General features: G+C 40.2%; 23 protein-coding genes. 16 read left to right on the forward strand and 7 right to left on the reverse strand.

The window, feature by feature from the left end:
* The first annotated feature begins 68 nt into the window (after positions 1-68).
* From ACIF8R_RS11800 to ACIF8R_RS11845, 10 genes are all read left to right on the forward strand, one after another.
* Entirely contained in the window at positions 69-908 is an 840-nt protein-coding gene (locus ACIF8R_RS11800; RefSeq protein WP_396480910.1) for a metal ABC transporter solute-binding protein, Zn/Mn family, read from the forward strand.
* 170 nt (positions 909-1078) lie between these two features.
* A complete protein-coding gene (locus tag ACIF8R_RS11805; RefSeq protein ID WP_004705940.1) occupies positions 1079-1477 on the forward strand; it encodes an ATP synthase subunit I in 399 nt (132 codons plus the stop codon).
* A 104-nt stretch (positions 1478-1581) separates the two neighbouring features.
* Positions 1582-2457, forward strand: coding sequence for a F0F1 ATP synthase subunit A (gene atpB / locus ACIF8R_RS11810; RefSeq protein ID WP_031982558.1), 876 nt, complete (start codon positions 1582-1584; stop codon positions 2455-2457).
* Positions 2458-2541: 84 nt separating this feature from the next.
* Positions 2542-2787: a F0F1 ATP synthase subunit C gene (gene atpE / locus ACIF8R_RS11815; protein WP_000424060.1), complete on the forward strand. Its 246-nt coding sequence runs from the start codon at positions 2542-2544 to the stop codon at positions 2785-2787.
* A gap of 38 nt (positions 2788-2825) precedes the next feature.
* Positions 2826-3296, forward strand: coding sequence for a F0F1 ATP synthase subunit B (locus tag ACIF8R_RS11820; protein ID WP_002054137.1), 471 nt, complete (start codon positions 2826-2828; stop codon positions 3294-3296).
* 12 nt (positions 3297-3308) lie between these two features.
* Positions 3309-3845: a F0F1 ATP synthase subunit delta gene (locus ACIF8R_RS11825; protein WP_004705938.1), complete on the forward strand. Its 537-nt coding sequence runs from the start codon at positions 3309-3311 to the stop codon at positions 3843-3845.
* Between the two features lie 46 nt (positions 3846-3891).
* On the forward strand, positions 3892-5436 hold the full coding sequence (gene atpA / locus ACIF8R_RS11830; protein WP_004705937.1) for a F0F1 ATP synthase subunit alpha: 1545 nt from the start codon (positions 3892-3894) through the stop codon (positions 5434-5436).
* 77 nt (positions 5437-5513) lie between these two features.
* Positions 5514-6383: a F0F1 ATP synthase subunit gamma gene (gene atpG, locus ACIF8R_RS11835; protein WP_002114131.1), complete on the forward strand. Its 870-nt coding sequence runs from the start codon at positions 5514-5516 to the stop codon at positions 6381-6383.
* A 30-nt stretch (positions 6384-6413) separates the two neighbouring features.
* Positions 6414-7808 (forward strand): F0F1 ATP synthase subunit beta, encoded by a 1395-nt coding sequence (gene atpD / locus ACIF8R_RS11840; protein WP_004705936.1) that lies wholly within the window; start codon positions 6414-6416, stop codon positions 7806-7808.
* Positions 7809-7825: 17 nt separating this feature from the next.
* Positions 7826-8245 (forward strand): F0F1 ATP synthase subunit epsilon, encoded by a 420-nt coding sequence (locus ACIF8R_RS11845; protein ID WP_002054176.1) that lies wholly within the window; start codon positions 7826-7828, stop codon positions 8243-8245.
* 62 nt (positions 8246-8307) lie between these two features.
* Here ACIF8R_RS11845 and ACIF8R_RS11850 read toward each other — a convergent pair whose 3' ends face one another.
* The 4 genes from ACIF8R_RS11850 to ACIF8R_RS11865 form a co-directional block, all read right to left on the reverse strand.
* Positions 8308-8907 (reverse strand): hypothetical protein, encoded by a 600-nt coding sequence (locus ACIF8R_RS11850; RefSeq protein ID WP_396480913.1) that lies wholly within the window; start codon positions 8905-8907, stop codon positions 8308-8310.
* Positions 8908-9051: 144 nt separating this feature from the next.
* Complete coding sequence (locus ACIF8R_RS11855; protein WP_396480915.1) at positions 9052-9597, reverse strand: glutathione peroxidase; 546 nt, start codon at positions 9595-9597, stop codon at positions 9052-9054.
* Positions 9598-9717: 120 nt separating this feature from the next.
* Positions 9718-10482, reverse strand: coding sequence for an AraC family transcriptional regulator (locus ACIF8R_RS11860; RefSeq protein WP_396480917.1), 765 nt, complete (start codon positions 10480-10482; stop codon positions 9718-9720).
* Between the two features lie 21 nt (positions 10483-10503).
* Positions 10504-11718: an MFS transporter gene (locus ACIF8R_RS11865; protein WP_396480919.1), complete on the reverse strand. Its 1215-nt coding sequence runs from the start codon at positions 11716-11718 to the stop codon at positions 10504-10506.
* A gap of 135 nt (positions 11719-11853) precedes the next feature.
* Between ACIF8R_RS11865 and ACIF8R_RS11870 the strand changes: the two genes are divergently transcribed.
* Together ACIF8R_RS11870 and ACIF8R_RS11875 are read left to right on the forward strand one after the other, a co-directional pair.
* Positions 11854-12507, forward strand: a complete 654-nt coding sequence (locus ACIF8R_RS11870) for a TetR/AcrR family transcriptional regulator (RefSeq protein ID WP_396480921.1) — start codon at positions 11854-11856, stop codon at positions 12505-12507.
* A gap of 105 nt (positions 12508-12612) precedes the next feature.
* Entirely contained in the window at positions 12613-13533 is a 921-nt protein-coding gene (locus ACIF8R_RS11875; protein ID WP_396480923.1) for a DMT family transporter, read from the forward strand.
* 390 nt (positions 13534-13923) lie between these two features.
* Here the strand turns inward: ACIF8R_RS11875 and ACIF8R_RS11880 are convergent, their stop codons facing one another.
* From ACIF8R_RS11880 to ACIF8R_RS11890, 3 genes are read right to left on the reverse strand one after another with little or no spacing between them, the layout of a single operon-like run.
* Positions 13924-14493: an L-threonylcarbamoyladenylate synthase gene (locus ACIF8R_RS11880; protein ID WP_019458003.1), complete on the reverse strand. Its 570-nt coding sequence runs from the start codon at positions 14491-14493 to the stop codon at positions 13924-13926.
* Positions 14494-14543: 50 nt separating this feature from the next.
* A complete protein-coding gene (dprA, locus tag ACIF8R_RS11885; protein ID WP_396480925.1) occupies positions 14544-15674 on the reverse strand; it encodes a DNA-processing protein DprA in 1131 nt (376 codons plus the stop codon).
* A gap of 21 nt (positions 15675-15695) precedes the next feature.
* Positions 15696-16850 carry a LysM peptidoglycan-binding domain-containing protein gene (locus ACIF8R_RS11890; RefSeq protein WP_396480927.1) on the reverse strand — a complete coding sequence of 385 codons (1155 nt, stop codon included), beginning with the start codon at positions 16848-16850 and terminating at the stop codon, positions 15696-15698.
* 122 nt (positions 16851-16972) lie between these two features.
* Between ACIF8R_RS11890 and def the strand changes: the two genes are divergently transcribed.
* The 4 genes from def (at position 16973) to ACIF8R_RS11910 (ending at position 20419) form a co-directional block, all read left to right on the forward strand.
* Positions 16973-17503, forward strand: coding sequence for a peptide deformylase (gene def, locus ACIF8R_RS11895; RefSeq protein ID WP_004705924.1), 531 nt, complete (start codon positions 16973-16975; stop codon positions 17501-17503).
* Between the two features lie 34 nt (positions 17504-17537).
* Positions 17538-17966, forward strand: a complete 429-nt coding sequence (locus tag ACIF8R_RS11900) for a DUF2946 family protein (RefSeq protein WP_272236271.1) — start codon at positions 17538-17540, stop codon at positions 17964-17966.
* Between the two features lie 72 nt (positions 17967-18038).
* Positions 18039-20153 (forward strand): TonB-dependent copper receptor, encoded by a 2115-nt coding sequence (locus tag ACIF8R_RS11905; protein WP_396480930.1) that lies wholly within the window; start codon positions 18039-18041, stop codon positions 20151-20153.
* A gap of 53 nt (positions 20154-20206) precedes the next feature.
* On the forward strand, positions 20207-20419 hold the full coding sequence (locus ACIF8R_RS11910; protein ID WP_174741075.1) for a hypothetical protein: 213 nt from the start codon (positions 20207-20209) through the stop codon (positions 20417-20419).
* The last annotated feature ends 646 nt before the right edge of the window (positions 20420-21065 follow it).

The following is a 21065-nucleotide window of genomic DNA, read 5'->3' on the forward strand; positions in this document are numbered from 1 at the left end:
TCTTAGGTATTTTTGTAACTTTGTTATATTATAACATGCTTCGAACTATTACTAATTGATGGTCTGTCATGTTCCGCGTTTTTGTTTTCAGTCTGTTCTCTTTAATGAGTACGTTAGGTTGGAGTCAGGGTTTGGTTGTCTCTACACACCCAATCTATTTGATTGCAAAAGAAATTACCAAAGGCGTTGAAGAGCCTCAGTTGTTGCTTCAAGGTCAAAGTGGGCATGACGTACAACTCACCCCGGCGCATCGTAAAGCTATTAATGATGCTTCTTTAGTGATCTGGTTGGGAAAAGCCCATGAAGCTCCTCTAAACAAATTGCTGAGTAACAATAAGAAAGCAATTGCTTTATTAGATAGTGGTATTCTTTCTGTTTTGCCGCAGCGTAATACGCGTGGTGTTGCTTTACCAAATACTGTAGATACGCATGTCTGGTTAGAACCAAACAATGCAGTGCGGATTGGTTTTTTTATTGCGGCTTTGCGTTCGCAGCAGCATCCTGAAAGTAAAGCGAAATATTGGAATAATGCTAATGCATTTGCTCGGAATATGTTGCAGGCAGCTCAAGCTTACGATAGCTCAAGTAATGGTAAACCTTATTGGTCTTATCATGATGCTTATCAGTATTTGGAACGCTCGCTTAATTTAAAGTTTGCAGGTGCTTTAACGGATGACCCGCATGTTGCGCCTACAGCGGCTCAAATTAAGTATCTTAATGATAATCGACCAAAACCTCAGATGTGTTTACTTGCAGAAAGTTTCACAACAAAAGGTCAATATCAGAAACTGGGCAGTATTACCTTCCAACCCGTTGATGAAAGTATGAATAATGAGGACGATTTTGTAACAGCATGGAAGAAACTGGCTATAAAAACCGATAAATGTGTATTAAATACGCAAAAGTAAGATAAAAAGTAAACAAAGGCTGACTGTAGCGTCAGCACCACCTGTCACGAAAAACCCCGACTAAAGTCGGGAAAAGATTGCATGTTCAGGGGTGTAACTCTATAATGCCTGCGATTAAAAGCGATCATCAGCTAAACTTGTCAAGCATTTATGCTGTGAGTGGATAAATAATGAGCCAAACTAGTCGCTTGATTGACCGACGATTAGCAAAAGCTTTGGTCTTCTTACAAGCATGCATGATCCCTGTTTCCGCACTTGTGGCGTGGAGCATAAAAGACATGACAGCAGCATTAAGTGCGGCACTTGGTGCATTGGTCTGCTGGCTTGCTACCAGTTATTTTGCGTGGCAATCCTTCAGAACAGCAGGTGCGAGAGCATCGAAACAAGTGCTGTCTAACATGTATAGGGGCATGTTAGGCAAATTTGCAATCATGATCGTTGGATTTATTTTGATTTTGAGCAATGTTAAACCTTTATCACCGTTAGCATTGCTGTTTGGTTTTATCCTCGTTCAAATGATGTCGTGGGTTGCTCCTTTTTGGGTTTCACGTCTACAAAAACGAGTATAGAAACAAGAAGAATTGAAGATTTTTTGGAGGGTGGCGAGATATCGACAGTACGCCGATGTTCGTTTCCCTTCTTTTTAGTAATTGACATTGACCAGGTGTGATTTATGGCTGCTGAAGAACATGCCCTCACTTCGACAGAGTATATCAAGCATCACTTGACCAATATGACCTATGGCAAAATGCCAGATGGTACATGGAAATTGGCTGAGACTGCTGAAGAAGCTCATTCGATGGGGTTCACTGCAATTCACTTGGATTCAATGGGTTGGTCAATTGGCCTTGGTGTGATTTTCTGTTTGTTATTTTGGATGGTTGCGAAAACTGCGAAAGCTGGTGTCCCAACAAAATTCCAATCTGCAATTGAAATGATCATTGAGTTTGTTGACTCAAGTGTCCGTGATACTTTTCATGGCAAATCACGTTTAATCGCTCCACTTGCACTCACTATTTTCGTGTGGATTTTCCTCATGAACTTAATGGACTTGATTCCAGTTGACTGGATTCCTCAAGTTGCTGCATTTGTTGGTGCTAACGTATTTGGTATGGATCCTCACCACGTTTACTTCAAGATCGTTCCATCTACAGATCCAAACATTACCCTAGGTATGTCTTTATCTGTATTTGTTCTTATCTTGTTCTACAGCATCCGCGAGAAGGGTGTTGGCGGTTTCGTAGGCGAGTTGGCACTTAACCCATTTAACCCAAGTAATCCAGTTGCAAAAGCGTTGCTTATTCCAGTGAACTTGATTTTGGAATTGGTAACATTCCTTGCTCGTCCTATTTCATTGGCTCTCCGACTATTCGGTAACATGTATGCCGGTGAGTTAATCTTTATCCTGATCGCATTATTGCCGTTCTGGATTCAATGGGCGTTATCTGTGCCTTGGGCGATCTTCCACATTCTTGTAATCACGTTGCAGGCATTCATCTTTATGATGCTTACCATCGTTTACTTGAGCATGGCAAGCGAAAAACATTAATGGTATTGCCTAACTATCAAATGATGGTTGGGCTGAATTTTTTTAATTTAATTTGGTAATAACCTAACCTCTGAGGAATTTTTCATGGAACTCACTTTAGGTCTAGTTGCAATTGCATCTGCTATCTTGATCGCTTTCGGTGCTTTGGGTACTGCGATTGGTTTTGGTCTTTTGGGTGGTCGCTTTTTAGAAGCTGTAGCTCGTCAACCAGAATTAGCTCCACAACTTCAAACTCGTATGTTCTTAATCGCGGGTCTTCTTGATGCTGTGCCTATGATCGGTGTTGGTATTGGCTTGTTCTTCATCTTCGCTAATCCATTTGTAGGTTAATCAGCTTAATTCCTAAATCCACTATTTGAGGAATTGCAATGAATATCAACCTCACATTGATTGGTCAAGCGATTGCGTTTGCGTTCTTTGTCGCATTCTGCATGAAGTTTGTTTGGCCACCACTAATCAATGCGATTAGTGAGCGTCAGCGTAAAATCGCTGATGGCTTAAATGCAGCAGAAAAAGCGAAAGCTGACCTTGCCGATGCACAAGCGCAAGTGAAGCAAGAGCTTGATGCAGCTAAAGCACAAGCGGCTCAATTGATCGAACAAGCGAACCGTCGTGCAGCGCAATTGATCGAAGAAGCTCGTACTCAAGCTGCGGCTGAAGGTGAGCGTATTCGTCAACAAGCTAAAGAAGTTGTTGATCAAGAGATCAATTCTGCTCGCGAAGAATTACGTCAACAAGTAGCTGCTTTGGCAGTGACTGGTGCAGAGAAGATCCTGAACCAACAAGTTGATGCAGAAGCTCATAACGCCATGCTGTCTCAGCTGGCTGCTAAACTTTAAGCGAGGCGAATTATGGCTGAACTCTTGACGTTGGCACGTCCGTATGCCAAAGCAGCATTTGCTTATGCTTCTGAGCAAGGTGCAACAGACAATTGGTCGAATGCGTTACAAGTGCTCAGTGCTGCGGTGCAAGACGAAGCATTTTCCGCTTATTTAAATCGCCCTGAACTTACTCCTGCGGAGCAAGTGAAGCTTTTTGCTAAAGTTTTAGGTGAAGATCAATCTCAAGCAGTGTCTAACTTTTTGACACTTCTTGCAGATAACGATCGATTAGTGTTGTTACCTGAAATTGCAGCAGAATATGAACAGCTTAAATCACAGAATAACAATACGGTTGATGTCGTGATTGAATCGGCGTTTCCGTTAACTTCTGTTCAGGAACAATTGCTTGCACATGCGTTAGAAAAACGCTTCAAGGCAGCAGTTAATGTTTCTGTAGAAGTTAATCCTGCTTTGATTGCAGGTGTGGTTATTCGTGCAGGCGATCAAGTGATAGATGATTCTGCGCTTAACAAGCTTGAAAAAATGCGTACTCGTCTTCTTGCATAATGCAAATGATGAAGACTGAACTAATAAAAGATTGAGGAATAGCGCAATGCAACAACTGAATCCATCCGAGATCAGTGCGCTCATTAAACAGCGTATCGGAGATCTGGACACCAGCGCGACCGCTAAAAACGAAGGTACCATTGTTATGGTATCCGACGGTATCGTGCGTATTCACGGTCTTGCTGATGCAATGTACGGTGAAATGATCGAATTCGACGGCGGCTTATTTGGTATGGCACTGAACCTAGAACAGGATTCAGTGGGTGCCGTTGTTTTAGGTAACTACCTAAGCCTTCAAGAAGGTCAAAAAGCTCGTTGTACAGGTCGTGTTTTAGAAGTTCCAGTTGGTCCTGAACTTCTTGGCCGTGTAGTAGATGCTTTGGGTAACCCAATTGATGGTAAAGGCCCAATTGATGCAAAATTAACTGATGCTGTTGAAAAAGTAGCACCAGGCGTAATTTGGCGTCAATCAGTAGACGAGCCTGTTCAAACTGGTTATAAATCAGTTGATACCATGATTCCTGTGGGTCGTGGTCAGCGTGAGTTGATTATTGGTGACCGTCAAACTGGTAAAACAGCAATGGCGATCGATGCGATCATCGCTCAGAAAAACTCTGGCATTAAATGTGTATACGTTGCGATTGGTCAAAAACAATCAACAATTGCAAACGTTGTACGTAAGCTAGAAGAAACTGGCGCTATGGCGTATACAACTGTTGTCGCTGCTGCGGCTGCTGATCCTGCTGCAATGCAGTATTTAGCTCCGTACTCTGGCTGTACAATGGGTGAATACTTCCGTGACCGCGGTGAAGACGCTCTTATCATTTATGATGATTTGTCTAAGCAAGCTGTTGCTTACCGTCAAATTTCATTGCTTTTACGTCGTCCACCAGGTCGTGAAGCGTATCCGGGTGACGTATTCTATCTTCACTCACGTCTTCTTGAACGTGCTTCTCGTGTATCTGCTGACTACGTTGAGAAATTCACTAATGGCGCAGTAACTGGTCAAACTGGTTCTTTAACTGCATTGCCAATTATTGAAACTCAAGCAGGTGACGTATCTGCATTCGTACCAACGAACGTAATTTCGATTACTGACGGTCAGATCTTCTTAGAAACATCATTATTCAACGCAGGTATTCGTCCTGCTGTGAACGCGGGTATCTCTGTATCTCGTGTTGGTGGTTCAGCTCAAACTAAGATCATCAAAAAATTGTCTGGTGGTATCCGTACCGCTTTAGCACAATACCGTGAATTGGCTGCGTTTGCTCAGTTCGCTTCTGACCTTGACGAAGCAACTCGTAAGCAACTTGAACATGGTCAACGTGTAACTGAGTTAATGAAGCAAAAACAATATGCTCCTTACTCAATTGCTGACCAAGCTGTTTCTGTTTATGCATCTAACGAAGGCTATATGGCTGACGTAGAAGTTAAGAAAATCGTAGACTTTGATGCTGCGTTAATTGCTTACTTCCGTTCAGAATATGCTCCGTTGATGAAACAAATCGATGAAACTGGTGATTACAACAAAGACATCGAAGCAGCAATCAAAGCAGGTATTGAAAGCTTTAAAGCGACTCAAACTTACTAAGTTCAGTTTTAGTTAAGTTTGGTTCACGGATCAACCTTCGGAAGCTCGAAAGGGCTTTCGAATACTAGGTTAAGCGTATGGCAAATTTAAAAGAAATTCGCGCCAAAGTAGCTAGTATCAAGAGCACGCAAAAGATTACTCGCGCGATGCAAATGGTAGCTGCTTCTAAAATGCGTCGTGCGCAAGAGCGCATGGCTCAAGGCCGTCCGTATGCCGATAATATGCGCCGTGTAATTGCTCACTTGGTACAAGCAAACCCTGAATATAAACACCGTTATATGGTTGACCGCCCAGTTAAGCGTGTTGGCTATATCGTAGTGTCTTCAGATCGTGGTTTGGCAGGTGGCTTGAACATTAACTTGTTCAAGAAAGTTGTGCAGCATGTCAAAGCACAACAACAGCAGTCAATTGAAGTTGAATTTGCTTTAATTGGTCAAAAAGCGGTTTCGTTTTTTAAGAATTACGGCGGTAAAGTGCTTGGTGCAACTACCCAACTTGGCGATGCGCCAAGTTTGGAACAGTTAACTGGCTCAGTGCAAGTTATGCTTGATGCATTTGATAAAGGCGAATTAGATCGTATCTACCTCGTATCAAATGGTTTCGTTAATGCAATGACTCAGCAGCCTAAAGTAGAACAACTTGTTCCTTTAGCACCAGCAGAAGAAGGCGATGATCTCAACCGTACTTATGGTTGGGACTATATCTACGAACCAGAAGCAGAAGAATTGTTAAATGGTTTGTTGGTTCGCTATATCGAGTCTATGGTTTATCAAGGTGTGATTGAGAACGTTGCATGTGAGCAATCAGCTCGTATGGTCGCGATGAAAGCAGCGACAGACAACGCAGGACAATTGATTAAAGACCTACAGCTCATTTACAACAAGCTGCGTCAAGCCGCGATTACTCAGGAAATTTCCGAGATCGTTGGCGGTGCCGCTGCCGTTTAACATTATTAAGTTTGAATTGAGGAGACAGCAATGAGTAGCGGTCGTATCATTCAGATCATCGGCGCGGTTATCGACGTCGAGTTTGAGCGCACAAGCGTTCCTAAGATCTATGACGCTCTCCAAGTTGACGGTACTGAAACTACTTTAGAAGTTCAGCAACAACTTGGTGATGGTGTTGTTCGTACCATCGCAATGGGTTCTACAGAAGGTCTTAAACGTGGCCTTAATGTAACTAGCACAAACGCACCGATCTCTGTTCCAGTGGGCCCAGCTACGCTTGGCCGTATCATGGACGTTTTAGGTCGTCCTATCGATGAAGCAGGTCCTGTTGCGACTGAAGAACGTTTGCCGATTCACCGTCAAGCGCCTTCTTATGCTGAACAAGCAGCTTCTACTGACCTTTTAGAAACTGGTATTAAAGTAATTGACTTACTTTGCCCGTTCGCAAAAGGTGGTAAAGTTGGTTTATTCGGTGGTGCGGGTGTTGGTAAAACCGTTAACATGATGGAATTGATCAACAACATCGCAAAAGCACACTCAGGTTTATCTGTGTTTGCTGGTGTTGGTGAGCGTACTCGTGAAGGTAACGACTTCTATCACGAAATGAAAGATTCTAACGTTCTTGACAAAGTAGCAATGGTCTACGGTCAGATGAACGAGCCACCAGGTAACCGTTTACGCGTTGCGTTAACTGGTTTGACTATGGCTGAATACTTCCGTGATCAAAAAGACGAAAATGGTAAAGGTCGTGACGTATTATTATTCGTCGACAACATCTACCGTTATACACTTGCGGGTACTGAAGTATCAGCATTGTTAGGTCGTATGCCATCTGCAGTAGGTTACCAACCTACACTTGCAGAAGAAATGGGTGTTCTTCAAGAGCGTATTACATCTACTAAATCTGGTTCGATCACATCGATCCAAGCAGTATATGTACCTGCCGATGACTTAACAGACCCATCGCCTGCAACTACATTTGCTCACTTAGATGCAACAGTAGTATTGAGCCGTGACATCGCATCTTCTGGTATTTATCCAGCGATCGATCCACTTGACTCAACTTCACGTCAGTTAGACCCATTAGTTGTTGGTCAAGAGCACTATGAAATTGCGCGCGCAGTACAAAACGTATTGCAACGCTATAAAGAGCTTAAAGACATCATCGCAATCTTGGGTATGGATGAATTGGCAGAAGAAGATAAATTGGTTGTTTACCGTGCGCGTAAAATCCAACGTTTCTTCTCTCAACCATTCCACGTAGCTGAAGTATTTACTGGTGCTCCTGGTAAATTAGTACCACTTAAAGAAACGATTCGTGGCTTTAAAGGTCTATTAGCTGGTGAATACGATCACATCCCAGAACAAGCGTTCTATATGGTTGGTGGTATTGACGAAGTGATTGCTAAAGCTGAGAAACTCTAATTTAAGGAGATCATCTCATGGCGACTATGCAATGTGATGTCGTAAGTGTTAAAGAGTCTATTTACTCTGGCGCAGTGACGATGTTAATCGCGAAAGGTGCAGGTGGTGAACTTGGTATTTTGCCAGGACACGCTCCACTTGTAACTTTGCTTCAACCGGGCCCGATTCGTGTTCTGTTGGAAAATGGTACAGAAGAAATCGTCTATGTATCTGGCGGTGTTTTAGAAGTTCAACCTCATGTTGTAACGGTTCTTGCAGATACTGCAATCCGTGCTGACAATTTGGATGAAGCTGCAATTTTAGAAGCACGTAAAAATGCTGAACAATTGCTTGCAAACCAAAAGAGTGATTTGGACTCAGCTGCTGCTTTGGCATCTCTTTCAGAGATCTCAGGCCAGCTTGAAACAATCCGTAAAATCAAAAACCGCGCTCAATAAGACGCGGTTCGAGATTGAAAAAGCCACCGTAAAGGTGGCTTTTTTTATTCTTGAAAAGAAAATTAAGAATCAGTTTTTGAATCTGATTTTTCATCTCCTGCCATAATCAGTGCAGCGAGTTTGACCATATCCATTTGGATAGTATTGAGCTGCTTCTCAATTTGGTCGAAATCAATTTGTTCTAATTTTCCATTTAATAATGGCATACTTAAAGCTTGTTGGTTTGCTTGTAGTAGGTTTTGACGGATATTTTCAACTTCCTGACTTTTTATATCTAAAGTCAATAATGCTTGATTTAAGCCTTTTAGCTGCTGTTTTAATGTCGTTACAGTGGTTTTTAGCTCTTGCTGATCTTCATCTTGAATGGCTTGCTCAACATCAAGTTGAGTGTCTTTAAGCTTTTCAATATAGTCACCAGCTTTTAACTGTAAGTTAGCCGCGTCACGAACGATATAAAAAACATTACCGCTTTTTAACTCAGTTTTATTTTTTGTAGGTGTGATTTCTTGTGAAGAATCATCTGCTTGTTCTGATACTTGGTCATTGGTTTGAGCAGACTCTTGTTCCTTAGCGTGGTCTTGTGCCTGATCGCATCCAAGTAACAACATACCTGAAGCAAAAATCACAAATGGAAAAAATGCGCCTTGTAAAACTTTTTTCATAACTACACACATACCAAGTAAAGCAAGTGCGTACTATATGCATAAAATATGTAGAAATAAGGTATTGTTGCAAATGAACAACATTTTGACCAGACAATAAAAAAGAGCGCTGTAGCACTCTTTTTTATGAAATTGCTATAAAAATTATTTAGCTAACTCTGCTTCAACTGCTTTTACAATTTGTTCGTCATCTGCTGTTAAGTTTGGGGCAAAACGAGCAACAACTTCACCATTTTTATTTACTAAGAATTTCTCAAAGTTCCATAACACTTCTGGAGCAGGGTTCGTTGGAATACCTAAGCCTTCTAAACGCTCGCGGAAAGGACCTTCACCAATACGTTCTGGTTGAGCTGCTGTCAGTGCTTGATAAAGTGGATGCTTATCTTCGCCTGCTACAGAGATTTTTGAAAAAAGCGGGAAATGAACATCGTAGTTTAATGAACAGAATTGTTGAATTTCTTCATCCGAACCAGGTTCTTGTTCTTTAAAGTTGTTTGCAGGGAATCCTAAAATTTCAAGACCTTGATCTTTCTTGGCTTGATAAAGCTTTTCTAAGCCTTCGTATTGTGGAGTTAAACCACATTTAGATGCTGTGTTTACAATTAATAAAACCTTACCTTTATATTGATCAAGGTCAACCGCTTCGCCTGAAATAGCTTTTACTGGAATGTGATATACAGATTGAGTCATGAGTCTTTCCTAAAGATTGTAATTGATATCAAGTAACGCATTTGTTTTAACTGCTATTCTTGAGGAGTGCAATAATATTCGTGTTCAAAAAATAAAAAGAGAAGAAAAACTATCTGCGATCTAATTGTTTCTGATTTGAACAGGTGTTTGGCCTGTATACCTTTTAAAAAATTCAATAAAACTAGAACTATGCTGATAACCTAAATCGTATGCTAAACGTTTAATCGGCATGCCTTGTCGAATTTGATGAATGGCGTAAACAATTTTGGCCCGATTACGCCATTCTGATAATGAAAGTTGTAACTCTTGTTGGCTTAAACGCAATAAATGACGATCACTGACTGAAAAAGTCTGAAGTAACTGCTGTAAAGAGTGATTAAAAAACAATGGGTCTGAAAGTTTTTCCAAAATTGGTAGTAAAACTGGATGACGTGTTTGGGGTAAGTAATGAGAATATGCTGTGGCTTGTTGTAACTGATCAAATAGAACTTGCAAAAGATGTTCTAAATATTCAGGTTTTCCATTTTGTTTTTGCTGCTCCAAAATTTGTAAAACCAGAGTTCGAAAGAAAGGCTGAATACTAAAGCATTTACAGGCATCACCTAAAATAGAACAGAGGCTAGGGTGTAGTCGAATACAGATGTAGTGAATTTCATGATCGATATGAGTAGATTGATGGACTGTTTGAGGTGGAATCCAAAGTCCATAGCTTGGAGGAGATAAGTAGATTTGTTCTTCTACTTGCATTTCCAAAATGCCATTCAAACTGAAATTAAAATCTCCCCAAAGTGAAGCATGAGGACGAACAATATCTTCTTTTTCATATAGAAATTCATGAACTTCTATATTGTTCAATAAGGAAAATTGTTGGTCCTCATTTTTCATCTATTTACTCTGAATAATATTTTAATTTTCACAAGTCGCTTTAGGATTATTTAAGCCTTTAGCAAAGGTAAATGTACTAATTAATGCTAAAGCAACGAAGCTTAATACACCATAAATTAAAGTATTTTCATTGAAATGATCAACTACATAACCACCTAATAATGAGCCTGTCGCAATCATGACTTGGAACATCCCAACAAAAAGAGGCATACCTTTTTCTACGGCATGAGGTGCATGTACAAACATCCAAATATTGGCAGAGGTAGGGAAAGCACCAAATGCAAAGCCCCATAGTGCAGTAAGAACGATTGCACCAAATTCATGAATAGCAAAGATAGGGAAGCCGAAAAACACGATTGCAAAACATGTTCCAACGAAGGCTAGAGTGTAACGGACATTTAAGTTACCGCTATATCCTGCAAACGCGTTTCCAAAGATACCAGCAATTCCGTAAAGCAATAATAATGAACTAATGGTGGTACCGTTAAATCCTGCAATATTCTTAAAGAAAGGTGCTAAATAACTATAAGCACAGAAGTGGGCAAGACCAATTAATAAAACAATCAACATGCCACTACGTGCCTTAGGAGTGCGTAATAGTGCTGGTAAATCTCTTATGTGAATTGCTGAGTCTGGTACAAGTTTAGGTAAGAAAATCAGCTGAAGTACGAGTACAACAAGACCGATCGCAGCGGTAATACCAAATGCGCTTCGCCAACCATAAAACTCACTTAACCATGTTCCAATCGGCACCCCTAATACAGTCGCAAAAGTTACACCAGCCATGACTACGGCAGTTGCTTTCGCAATAGGCAAATGTGCAGGTGCGAGCTTGCCGCTTAATGCAATAGCTGTGGCCCAGAAACCGCCAATTGAGATGCCTAAAATTAAGCGGCTCAGTAATAAAACATGGAAGTTTTCTGCAAAAGCAGTAATGGTATTGGCAATCACCATAATTGCAGTCAGTAAAATAAGAACATAACGACGGTCAAGTTGTTTTACTGAAACAGGTAATAGTGGGGCCGCAATCGCTGCCATAATGCCGGGTACGGTAATAATAAGACCAGCTGTACCCACAGAAATATGTAAATCAGCTGCAACGCTATTTAAAACACCAACAGGTAAAAATTCACTTGTTACTAATGCAAATGCTGCAATGGCAACGGCCAAAATGGCAAACCAGCTCCCTTGAGTGGAGATCGTGGGTCGCGGTTTAGAGGTAGTAGATTGGTCCATAATAAATCCTTACTTGGCTAAATTTGGAGTGAAGAAAGGCAATTTTCTAATTAACTAACGATCATTATGAAAATAAAATAGTTGATAAAAAATCGAACGTCAATTAATTTAATAACGATTGTTATAAAAATAGATGTGATCTTTATGACAAATAGGCATGAAACAAATCTTGCTGTTAACGAAGACACGCTGAAAAAGAAGCGTGGACGCCCTAAATGCTTTGATGAGCAGCAAGTGTTAGAGAAGTCAATGTTACTTTTTTGGGAACATGGCTATGAAGCAACGTCGATTAGTGACTTAACGCAGGCTTTAGAAATTACAGCACCAAGCTTATACAGTACTTTTGGTGATAAGGCAGGCTTGTTTTATAAAAGCATTGATTACTACTTAGCTCATGAAGCATGTCCTATAGAAACAATTTTTTTAGAAGCAAAAACAGCAAAAATTGCTTTTGAATTATATCTTTATGACAATGTAAAACGACTGGTTCAACCCAATAAACCAGCAGGTTGTATGTTGGTCGTTGCGGCTATGAATTGCTCTGATGCAACTCAAGATGTACAGCAAAATTTATTAGATAAGCGTATAAAGACCAAAGAAAAATTATTAAAACGTCTAGAACAAGGTGTAGAGCAGGGCGACTTATCTGCTAATGCTCCTCTACAAGAAATGACTGATTTTTATGCCACCGTTATTCAAGGGTTGACTATTCAAGCGAGAGATGGTGCGAGTACTGAGCAACTACATAAAGTGGTAGAACATGCTATGAAAGCTTGGGCATTATTTTAAAAAATTAATGATGTCCTAAGTTCAATATCAATGTCGGAAATACGATATTTCAATTTATTAAGACATTCTTCAAAATAAAATCTCTTTTGTAGATGGTGTATTACTATGAGTCAGGTCATGAAATATCACAAATGGGCATTTATTTTTCCCATTTTGGCAGTACTGATTTGGTCTTTAAATATTGTAGTCACCCGCTATGTCTCAGATTATATTTCTCCTGTCAGCATTAGTTTTTATCGGTGGTTAATCGCCTTTATTATTTTAACGCCATTTATGCTTTTACCAGTTTGGAGACAACGACAGCTGGTAAAAATGTATTTGCCTAAGCTTGCAGTATTGAGTGCATTTGGGATGGTGCTTTATCAAGGTCTTGCTTATACAGCGGCTCATTATACAAGTGCGACCAATATGGGTATTGTTAATGCCTTTATTCCGATCTTCACTATTTTTGTTTCGCTTGCCATTTTAAAAGATGTGCCTAATCGATTTGCAGTCTTTGGCAGTATTTTGTCTTTTGCAGGTTTGCTCTATGTCATGTGTCAGGGCGACATTAAGCAGTTGTTAAGTGCTGGCGGTCATCTTGGTGATGCACTCATGATTATTGCTGTGTTCTTCTATGCATTTTATGGGGTTTTCCTTAAAAAATGGCAGCTTCCACTTCCAATCATGACAAGCTTATACGTTCAGATTGGTTTTTCTGTATTGTTCCATCTTCCTTTGATTTTCTGGTTTGGTCTTGATGGCTTAAATGCACAAAATGCGCCAAGTGCAATTTATGCAGGTGTATTTGCGTCTTTAATTGCGCCGTTAGTTTGGATGTTAGCAGTACAACAACTTGGGCCAAATAGAACAAGTATATTTATGAACTTGGTCCCTGTCTTTACAGCAGTTATAGCAAGCGTTTGGTTATCTGAGCAATGGACGATCTATCATACCTTCGGCGGAATTATGATTCTGGTAGGTATTATTATGGCTCAAAAGAAGGTTAATTCTAAAAAATCGGATCTATTGTCAGAGCAAAACTAAAGTCGTTGAAAAAACTATGGCATATTTTGAAAAAAACTGATGAAAATATGCCATATTTTTCTTAGTTAAAGTTTTTCTATATGATTTATAAATAGATTATAAAAACAAGTTGAAATATAAATATTAAAAAAGACGAGTAAAAATATTAATATAATTTTAACTTATAAGCGAAAAAAGCTAAATTCCCTACACTTTTCATGCTTTTTTTAGAGAAATAATATATTTCTCTCATCTAGCCTCTTACCACATAATAGCGACCACTACGAAAGACGCTATTTTAAGCAACTTTTCTTTCGTTCCAGAGATATCCAAACCCTCTGGATGTGGTATATACCCATCCTTTTTTATGCTCAGTTATCCCTATATAACTGAGCTTTTTTTTGTCTAAAATTACGGACGAATGACTTCACCCGTTAAGGCATTAATGATTCGACTTGGTTGCTGACTTTGCCCTAAGTCACCATTAAGATAGTTTAATTGTGAACCAAAGTATTGGCAGGCATCTTGTAATGAATGAGCAGGTTCCTGCCCACTCGGGTTCGCACTCGTCGATACAATGAAGCCATGAAAAGCATTACATAAAGCGACACATAACGGATGTGTTGTTACTCGTACAGCAACAAGCGGGTGTTCGCCCTTAATCCATGAAGGAATATGTTGATCGGCTGGCAATAGCCAGGTTGTGGCTCTTTCTGATGGTTGATGGTTAGACCAGCAATCAATAATTTCTTGTTGAGTCGTTTGCGGTAATGAAGTCAGTAAATGCTCGACTTGACTAATGTGTCCAGCTAATAAAATGACGCCCTTTTCAATAGGGCGCTGCTTCAATTCAAGAATTTTTTGAAAAGCTTGTTCATTAAATGGATCACAGCCTAATCCCCAGACTGCCTCAGTTGGATATGCCAAAACTTGACCTTGTTGTAAACATTCGGCTGCTTCGGTCACTGAGGTCGTAATCATGGTAATACTTTCCTTTCAATCAAACAGAATCGTTATTGTGCGCCCTAATACTAAGAACGACAACGTAAATACAGCCCTGATTGTTGCATACATAAACCAAGTAGTTCTAGTTCCATCAGTGAAGAGGTCAGTTCAGAAACTGCAACATTATGATGAATAACAAGCTGGTCAATATTCTGGCCTACCCAGTCTAAAGACTGATAAAGGTCAATTAAATGCTCAGGAATTTCTGGGGTATTTACATTAACTTCTTCAGCTTGACTTTGTTGCTGACTTTGCCATTGAGTTGGCAATGCAAGATCTTCAATAATTTGTTCAGGATGGTCGACTAAAATTGCACCTTCACGAATAAGTTGATGGCATCCTTGATGAAACTCACTATAAATATGGCCCGGAATGGCAAATACGGTTTTGCCTTGTTCAGCAGCTTTATTGGCCGTGATGAGTGAGCCACTTTTTAAAGTCGCCTCCACAACTAATACGCCTAAACTCAGACCGCTAACAATTCGGTTTCTACGTGGGAAATGTTGCTGTAATGGCGGTGTCCCCGGTAAAAACTCAGTAATAATGGCGCCGTTCTGAGCCAAAATATGTTCTGCCAGTTTTTTATTTTGAGCTGGATAGGTAGTGTCTAAGCCCGTACCAGTCACTGCGATTGTACGTTGATGGGCGGATGCACCTTGGTGGGCTGCTTCATCAATGCCATAAGCCAGACCACTACTAATAAAAAAGCCCTTTTCACTTAAGTAATAGGCAAAATCATAAGCCACCTGACGACCATGTGGGCTTGGTTTTCTACTACCGACAATCGCGATTTGCGGTTGCAATAAAGCTTGAGCTTGGCCTTTCCCGAAAATAATAGGTGGATGATCTGTATAAGGAAGCAATTGAGTAGGGTAGCCAGAATCATCTGGCGTCAAAATAAAATCAGTATGCTGATGAACTTGTTGTACAAGCTGTTCGAACTGAGCTTGACCTTGAGCGGTTTGAAACTCAGCTACGCGTTTTAAATGATTAGCATGTAGCCCAAGAGAGGGCCATTCTGCTAATCCATGAGGTTGAGTTGCTTTTTCACAGTTTCCAAAATAATCAATAATTTTTTTAAAACTAACTAATGAGTGTTGCACCAAATACCACACTTTAAGCGTGTGGTAATGGTGTGAAGTAAGTTGGGTGAGCATTGTAAAAGGTTACATCCAGCATTAATCGTTAAAGCGAGGTGGCTGAATGCTTGAACCGACTTTAATAGGCAAATCGCTTTCTAGGACATAAGCATAGCTAAGCTGATCAAAAGTTCTAAATACCATCAGACTACCAATCTGTTGACCAGGAAGTTGAATCGCCTCTTTGGTTTTAGGGTCGCGAATCGTCTCGCCTTGTTGGTCAATGTCAAAAACTTGACCTACCTGAACACCTTGCGCTGTACCACGGTCCAAAGTCACGACACTATTTTTTGCAGCTCTACCAATTGAACCCATGACACGAATAATTTTGCCGCCGTCTGTCACTTGTTTTGCATCTACGGGGTAAAACAATGTTGGTAAATTAGCTTGTTCTTCAGGCATAACACGATCGCCACGACGTACTTCACCATCATAGCTATCTGTAAGTTCTAAGGTGGTGATGTCTTTTTCAGTAGACATTGCAACACCCGAAGCAACCTGTGACAGCTCAATGCCTAGACTATGCTTTTTACCTTTACTGTCTGTAAAATAGTAAGGTTCACCTTCGCGATAAACTGCATAGCGTTGACCATGAACTAAGCCTTGTCCTCGTGCATAAATAGTTTGACCTTTTCCTGCAAGTACACGTTGATCAGCTGTACCAACAACATAAGGTGTATTGGTAATTGAGTCAGCTGGTAAAATAGTACTGTTCTCTAACCACTGTTTAATATGTTCAAGTGGAATAACAGGAACACTATTATTTAATGCTTCGACGCGAACTTGTGGTTGCAGGTTTGTGGTTTGACCTGTGTAGCGGCGGATAATACCGACACAGCCGTCGCCTTCGTCTTTACCGACTAGGGGGCGACCATCTAGGCTACATAATAGTAATCGGTCACCCGGATAGATCCAGTGCGGATTTTTTACATGTTGATTACTTGCCCAGATTTCAGGCCAGCGCCATGGTTTATTTAGAAAATGTCCCGAAATATCCCATAGTGTATCCCCGCGTTTTACAATGTACACATTGGGTGCATTGCTTTTAAGAGAAGGTGGATTATGGTTTGGGCTGGCAGCATGAACCTCCGCTACCGTACCAAGCGCAACTCCTGTACAGAGTGCTAAAGCAAGTAAATGCTTTTTTATCCCCAAAGCATGAAATTGAACCATGCCGTCAAAAACCTTTTTCATTATGATAATTCCTAAAAATTATGCGTGCAGATGCGTTATAATAGGCGGCTAACACACAATTTTTCGATGAAGTATTTCCTTCATTTGGTTTTTCAATCAATGGCATAAGTGAGGACGTCAGTATGGCCTTATTACCTATTTTAAGTTTTCCTGATCCCCGTCTTCGTACCATTGCTAAGCCTGTTGAAGAAGTTACTGATGAAATTCGTCAACTTGCAGCAGATATGCTTGAAACCATGTATGCGGCACCAGGTATTGGTTTAGCAGCTTCTCAGGTCGATCGTCATATTCAGCTTATCGTCATAGATTTGTCTGAATCTAAAGATGAACCTTTGGTTTTCATTAACCCCAAAATAACTCCACTGACTGAAGAGACGCAGCCGTACGAAGAAGGCTGTCTATCAGTGCCACAAATATACGACAAAGTTGATCGCCCGTCACGTGTGAAAATCGAGGCAATTAACCTTGAAGGTCAAGCATTTGAGATAGAAGCTGACGGACTTCTCGCTGTTTGTATCCAACATGAAATGGATCACTTAAAAGGCAAATTGTTTGTGGATTATTTGTCGCCACTTAAACGTCAGCGTGCACGCGAAAAAGTCGAAAAGATTGTTCGTCAACGCGAGCGTGAAAAAGTTGCGGTAAAACGTTAAAAGTTTTTCAAACATTATACTGTGGATGTGATTTTTGGTTTTTCGTAGTGGTCTGTTGCTCGCATGTGCAGCAGTGTTTTTACAGATTGCGGTATTTTTACAGCCGCTATTACCGAAGCAATATCAAATTGCTCCGGTCTGTGAAACTATTACCCGTGCTTTGCTTAAACCCAAGGCACAGACGGAAACCATGTCACATGCCATGCATCATTCACATCACGACCACCATATTGAACAAGCACAAGTACCTGAACATCATGACCACCATGATGCAAATCACCAGTGCCAATATTGTACCGTCTATGCCAATCTGGTTTTACCTCCCGAATTTGGCGTAAAAGAGGTACTCGTTCGTATACAAGTTCGCTTAGTCGCCTATCAACAAGCATTTCGACATGTTTATTTTGCGCTACAGCGACTCTTCTTACTCCCACAAGGGCGTGCACCGCCTCTATTTGCATAAATAAAAGCAATTTTTTGTTGGGGTCTTGATTGACTTCAATATCACTTTATTTATGTTTTAGAGCTTATAAAAATGCCACATTCTAAATTTTTACTACAACCTTTATGGGTTGCGATGCTTGCTGTCTCTCATTCGGGTCTAGTGTTTGCCGACTCAGAAAAAAATGATGCCGATACCAACACACTTCACTCATTAGCACTTATTGTTGTTACAGCACAACAAGGTAACGATGCAAATGGCTTGATCGTACATGCAGACCCGAAACAGCCAATTCAGCCAGTACCTGCTACAGATGGGGCAGACTATCTACAAAGTATTATGGGTTTTAACTCAATACAAAGCGGTGGAACCAATGGTGATGTGACATTCCGAGGCATGTTTGGTTCACGCATCAAAATTCTAACGGACGGCACAGAGAACTTAGGTGCATGTCCAAACCGTATGGATGCTCCAACTTCTTATATTTCACCAGAAAGTTATGACCGTATTTCTGTCATTAAAGGTCCACAAACTGTTCAATATGCCAATACAGGTTCGGCAGCTACGGTACTTTTTGAACGTCAACCTGAGAAACTTACCTCTGAAAAACCTTATCGTGGGCAAGCAAGTGTTTTGCTAGGTTCATATGGACGTATTGACCATAATGTTGAGGCGGCAATTGGCGATGAAAAAAAATATATTCGTTTAAATGCCAACCGTTCAGAATCGGATAGTTATCAAGATGGTGATGGTAATACCGTGCCATCAGCATGGAAGAAGTGGAATGCTGATGTAGCGCTTGGCTTTACTCCAGATGAAGATACATGGATTGAACTCACAGGTGGAAAATCTGATGGTGAATCGCTTTATGCTGGACGTTCAATGGACGGATCTCAATTTGCGCGAGAAAGTTTAGGTCTGCGGTTCGAAAAGAAAAATATCACTGATGTCATTAAGAAAATTGAAGGGCAGGTGAACTACAGCTATAACGACCATATTATGGATAACTTTAGCTTGCGCACACCGCCATTAGTTGAAATGAACCATGGTGGTATGACCATGCTCATGCCAAACGCGATGGCAATGGAAGTGACACGTCGTACACTAAACTCGCGCTTAGCCATGACCTCTGAATGGAATAAGTGGAGCCTAATCACAGGTGTAGATTCTCAATTTAATAAACATGGCGGTAGCATGTCATCGCCAAATATGCCTTCAATGAATATTCCATATCGTCAAGATATGCGTTTTCAATCATATGGTGCTTTTGGTGAACTTGGTTATCAATGGAACGATCTCAACAAATTGGTTACAGGTGCACGCTTAGATCGAGTCACAGTTGAAGATGAACGCGCCGATTCTCAGGCAAAAGGCTTTAATACTAAACTTGAAAAGACTTTACCGAGTGCATTCGTTCGCTGGGAAAATCAACATCCTGAACATGACCTAAAAAGCTATATCGGTTTAGGTTATGTAGAGCGTATGCCTGATTATTGGGAGCTTTTCTCGCCTAAACACGGTAATGCTGGCTCAACCAATACGTTTAACGGTGTGAATCCTGAGAAAACATTACAGTTGGATATGGGTTTCCAGCAACAACATGGTGCTTTAAATACATGGGCTTCTGCTTATGCGGGCTTAGTAGATGACTACATTTTAATGAGTTACCACCATCATCCAAGTATGGGAATGGATGGGCATGACATGAGTCATGATATTACTGCGGGTGTTAAAAATGTCGATGCAACCATCGCAGGCGCGGAAGCTGGTATTGGATATCAATTTACCGACCATATTCAGGCAGATTTGAGTGCTATGTATGCGTGGGGTAAAAACACCACAGATGATAAACCACTACCTCAAATTTCACCTTTAGAAGGTCGCTTAAATATTCGCTATGTAGCTGACAAATATAATTTAGGTCTGTTGTGGCGTGCTGTTGCTGAGCAAAACCGTGTGAGTCTACATCAAGGTAATATCGTGGGATATGACCTAAAACCAAGTAAAGGTTTTTCAACCCTTTCTTTAAACGGAAGTTACAACCTTCGTAAAGATATTGATGTATCTGTTGGCATTGACAACGTATTAGATAAAACCTACACCGAACACTTAAATAAAGCGGGAAGTGCAGGCTTTGGATTTGCGAGTGAAGAACAGTTCAATAATATCGGAAGAAATTATTGGGTTCGTATGAGCATGAAGTTTTAATCAGCTTAATGAATTAAATGAACTGAAAGAATTAATTTAAAGAGAGAAATGAAATGACAAATAAATTATCGCCTGAACAATCTTGGTGGGGATGGAAGTTACTTATTGTGGCTTCTATCTTGGCTTTATTATTTATGATCATTTTTTACTGGGCAATCAACAATGAGCCTGACTATATGCCTAGTCAAAAAAATAAGCAGATGATGGAGACACATGAGCAAATGAATCAAGCTGAAATGCATATGCACAGTTCATCAGCTCAATAAGTTTTTTAAAACTTGAAAAAGGAAGTCTGGTTAACAGGCTTCCTTTTTTATTTTTAGGTTTTAAAAATTATTGATGTATTCTCGCTAAGATTTTTGCCTTACTTCGGTTCTGATAAAGCCTATTGCGGATAGAGCATAGGACTTCGAAAAGTACAGCATAAATCCTTTGTAAGTATGAATAATATGCTTTTTACCATGATACGTTGTGAGGTTCAGGGCAATTTTCTTTTATTAGAACAATAATTTAAATCAGAATTAACGAGCATAATACTTGTATATTTAAGTCAAAAATAAATTATTAAAATAATTATTTATATAAAACAATAGTTTAAATTGGTACTTGGTTTAAAAGTAAACGCTCAAGTCATTAATTTTTAATTTTCGCTTGCAAAGGGTTCTTAATCCTCTATAATGCACATCCATCGGCGGTGATGCAGATAGAAACTTGTTGAAAAACAGTTACTTGGAATTGAGTTGGTTGCTTTAAGTAATGAATTTGATGTTAAGTTGGTTTGATAGATAAGTTTTAAAAATATCGAAATTACCTGTTGACTTTTAAGAGATTAAGAGTAATATAGCCGACCTAGCTTGCTGGTGACGAACCAGGAAGAAGATCATTAAGAGAATTGAAGAACAACTTGTGTGG

The sequence above is a fragment of the Acinetobacter sp. ABJ_C4_1 genome (assembly GCF_044538495.1).
GTDB classification, from domain to species: domain Bacteria; phylum Pseudomonadota; class Gammaproteobacteria; order Pseudomonadales; family Moraxellaceae; genus Acinetobacter; species Acinetobacter nosocomialis_A.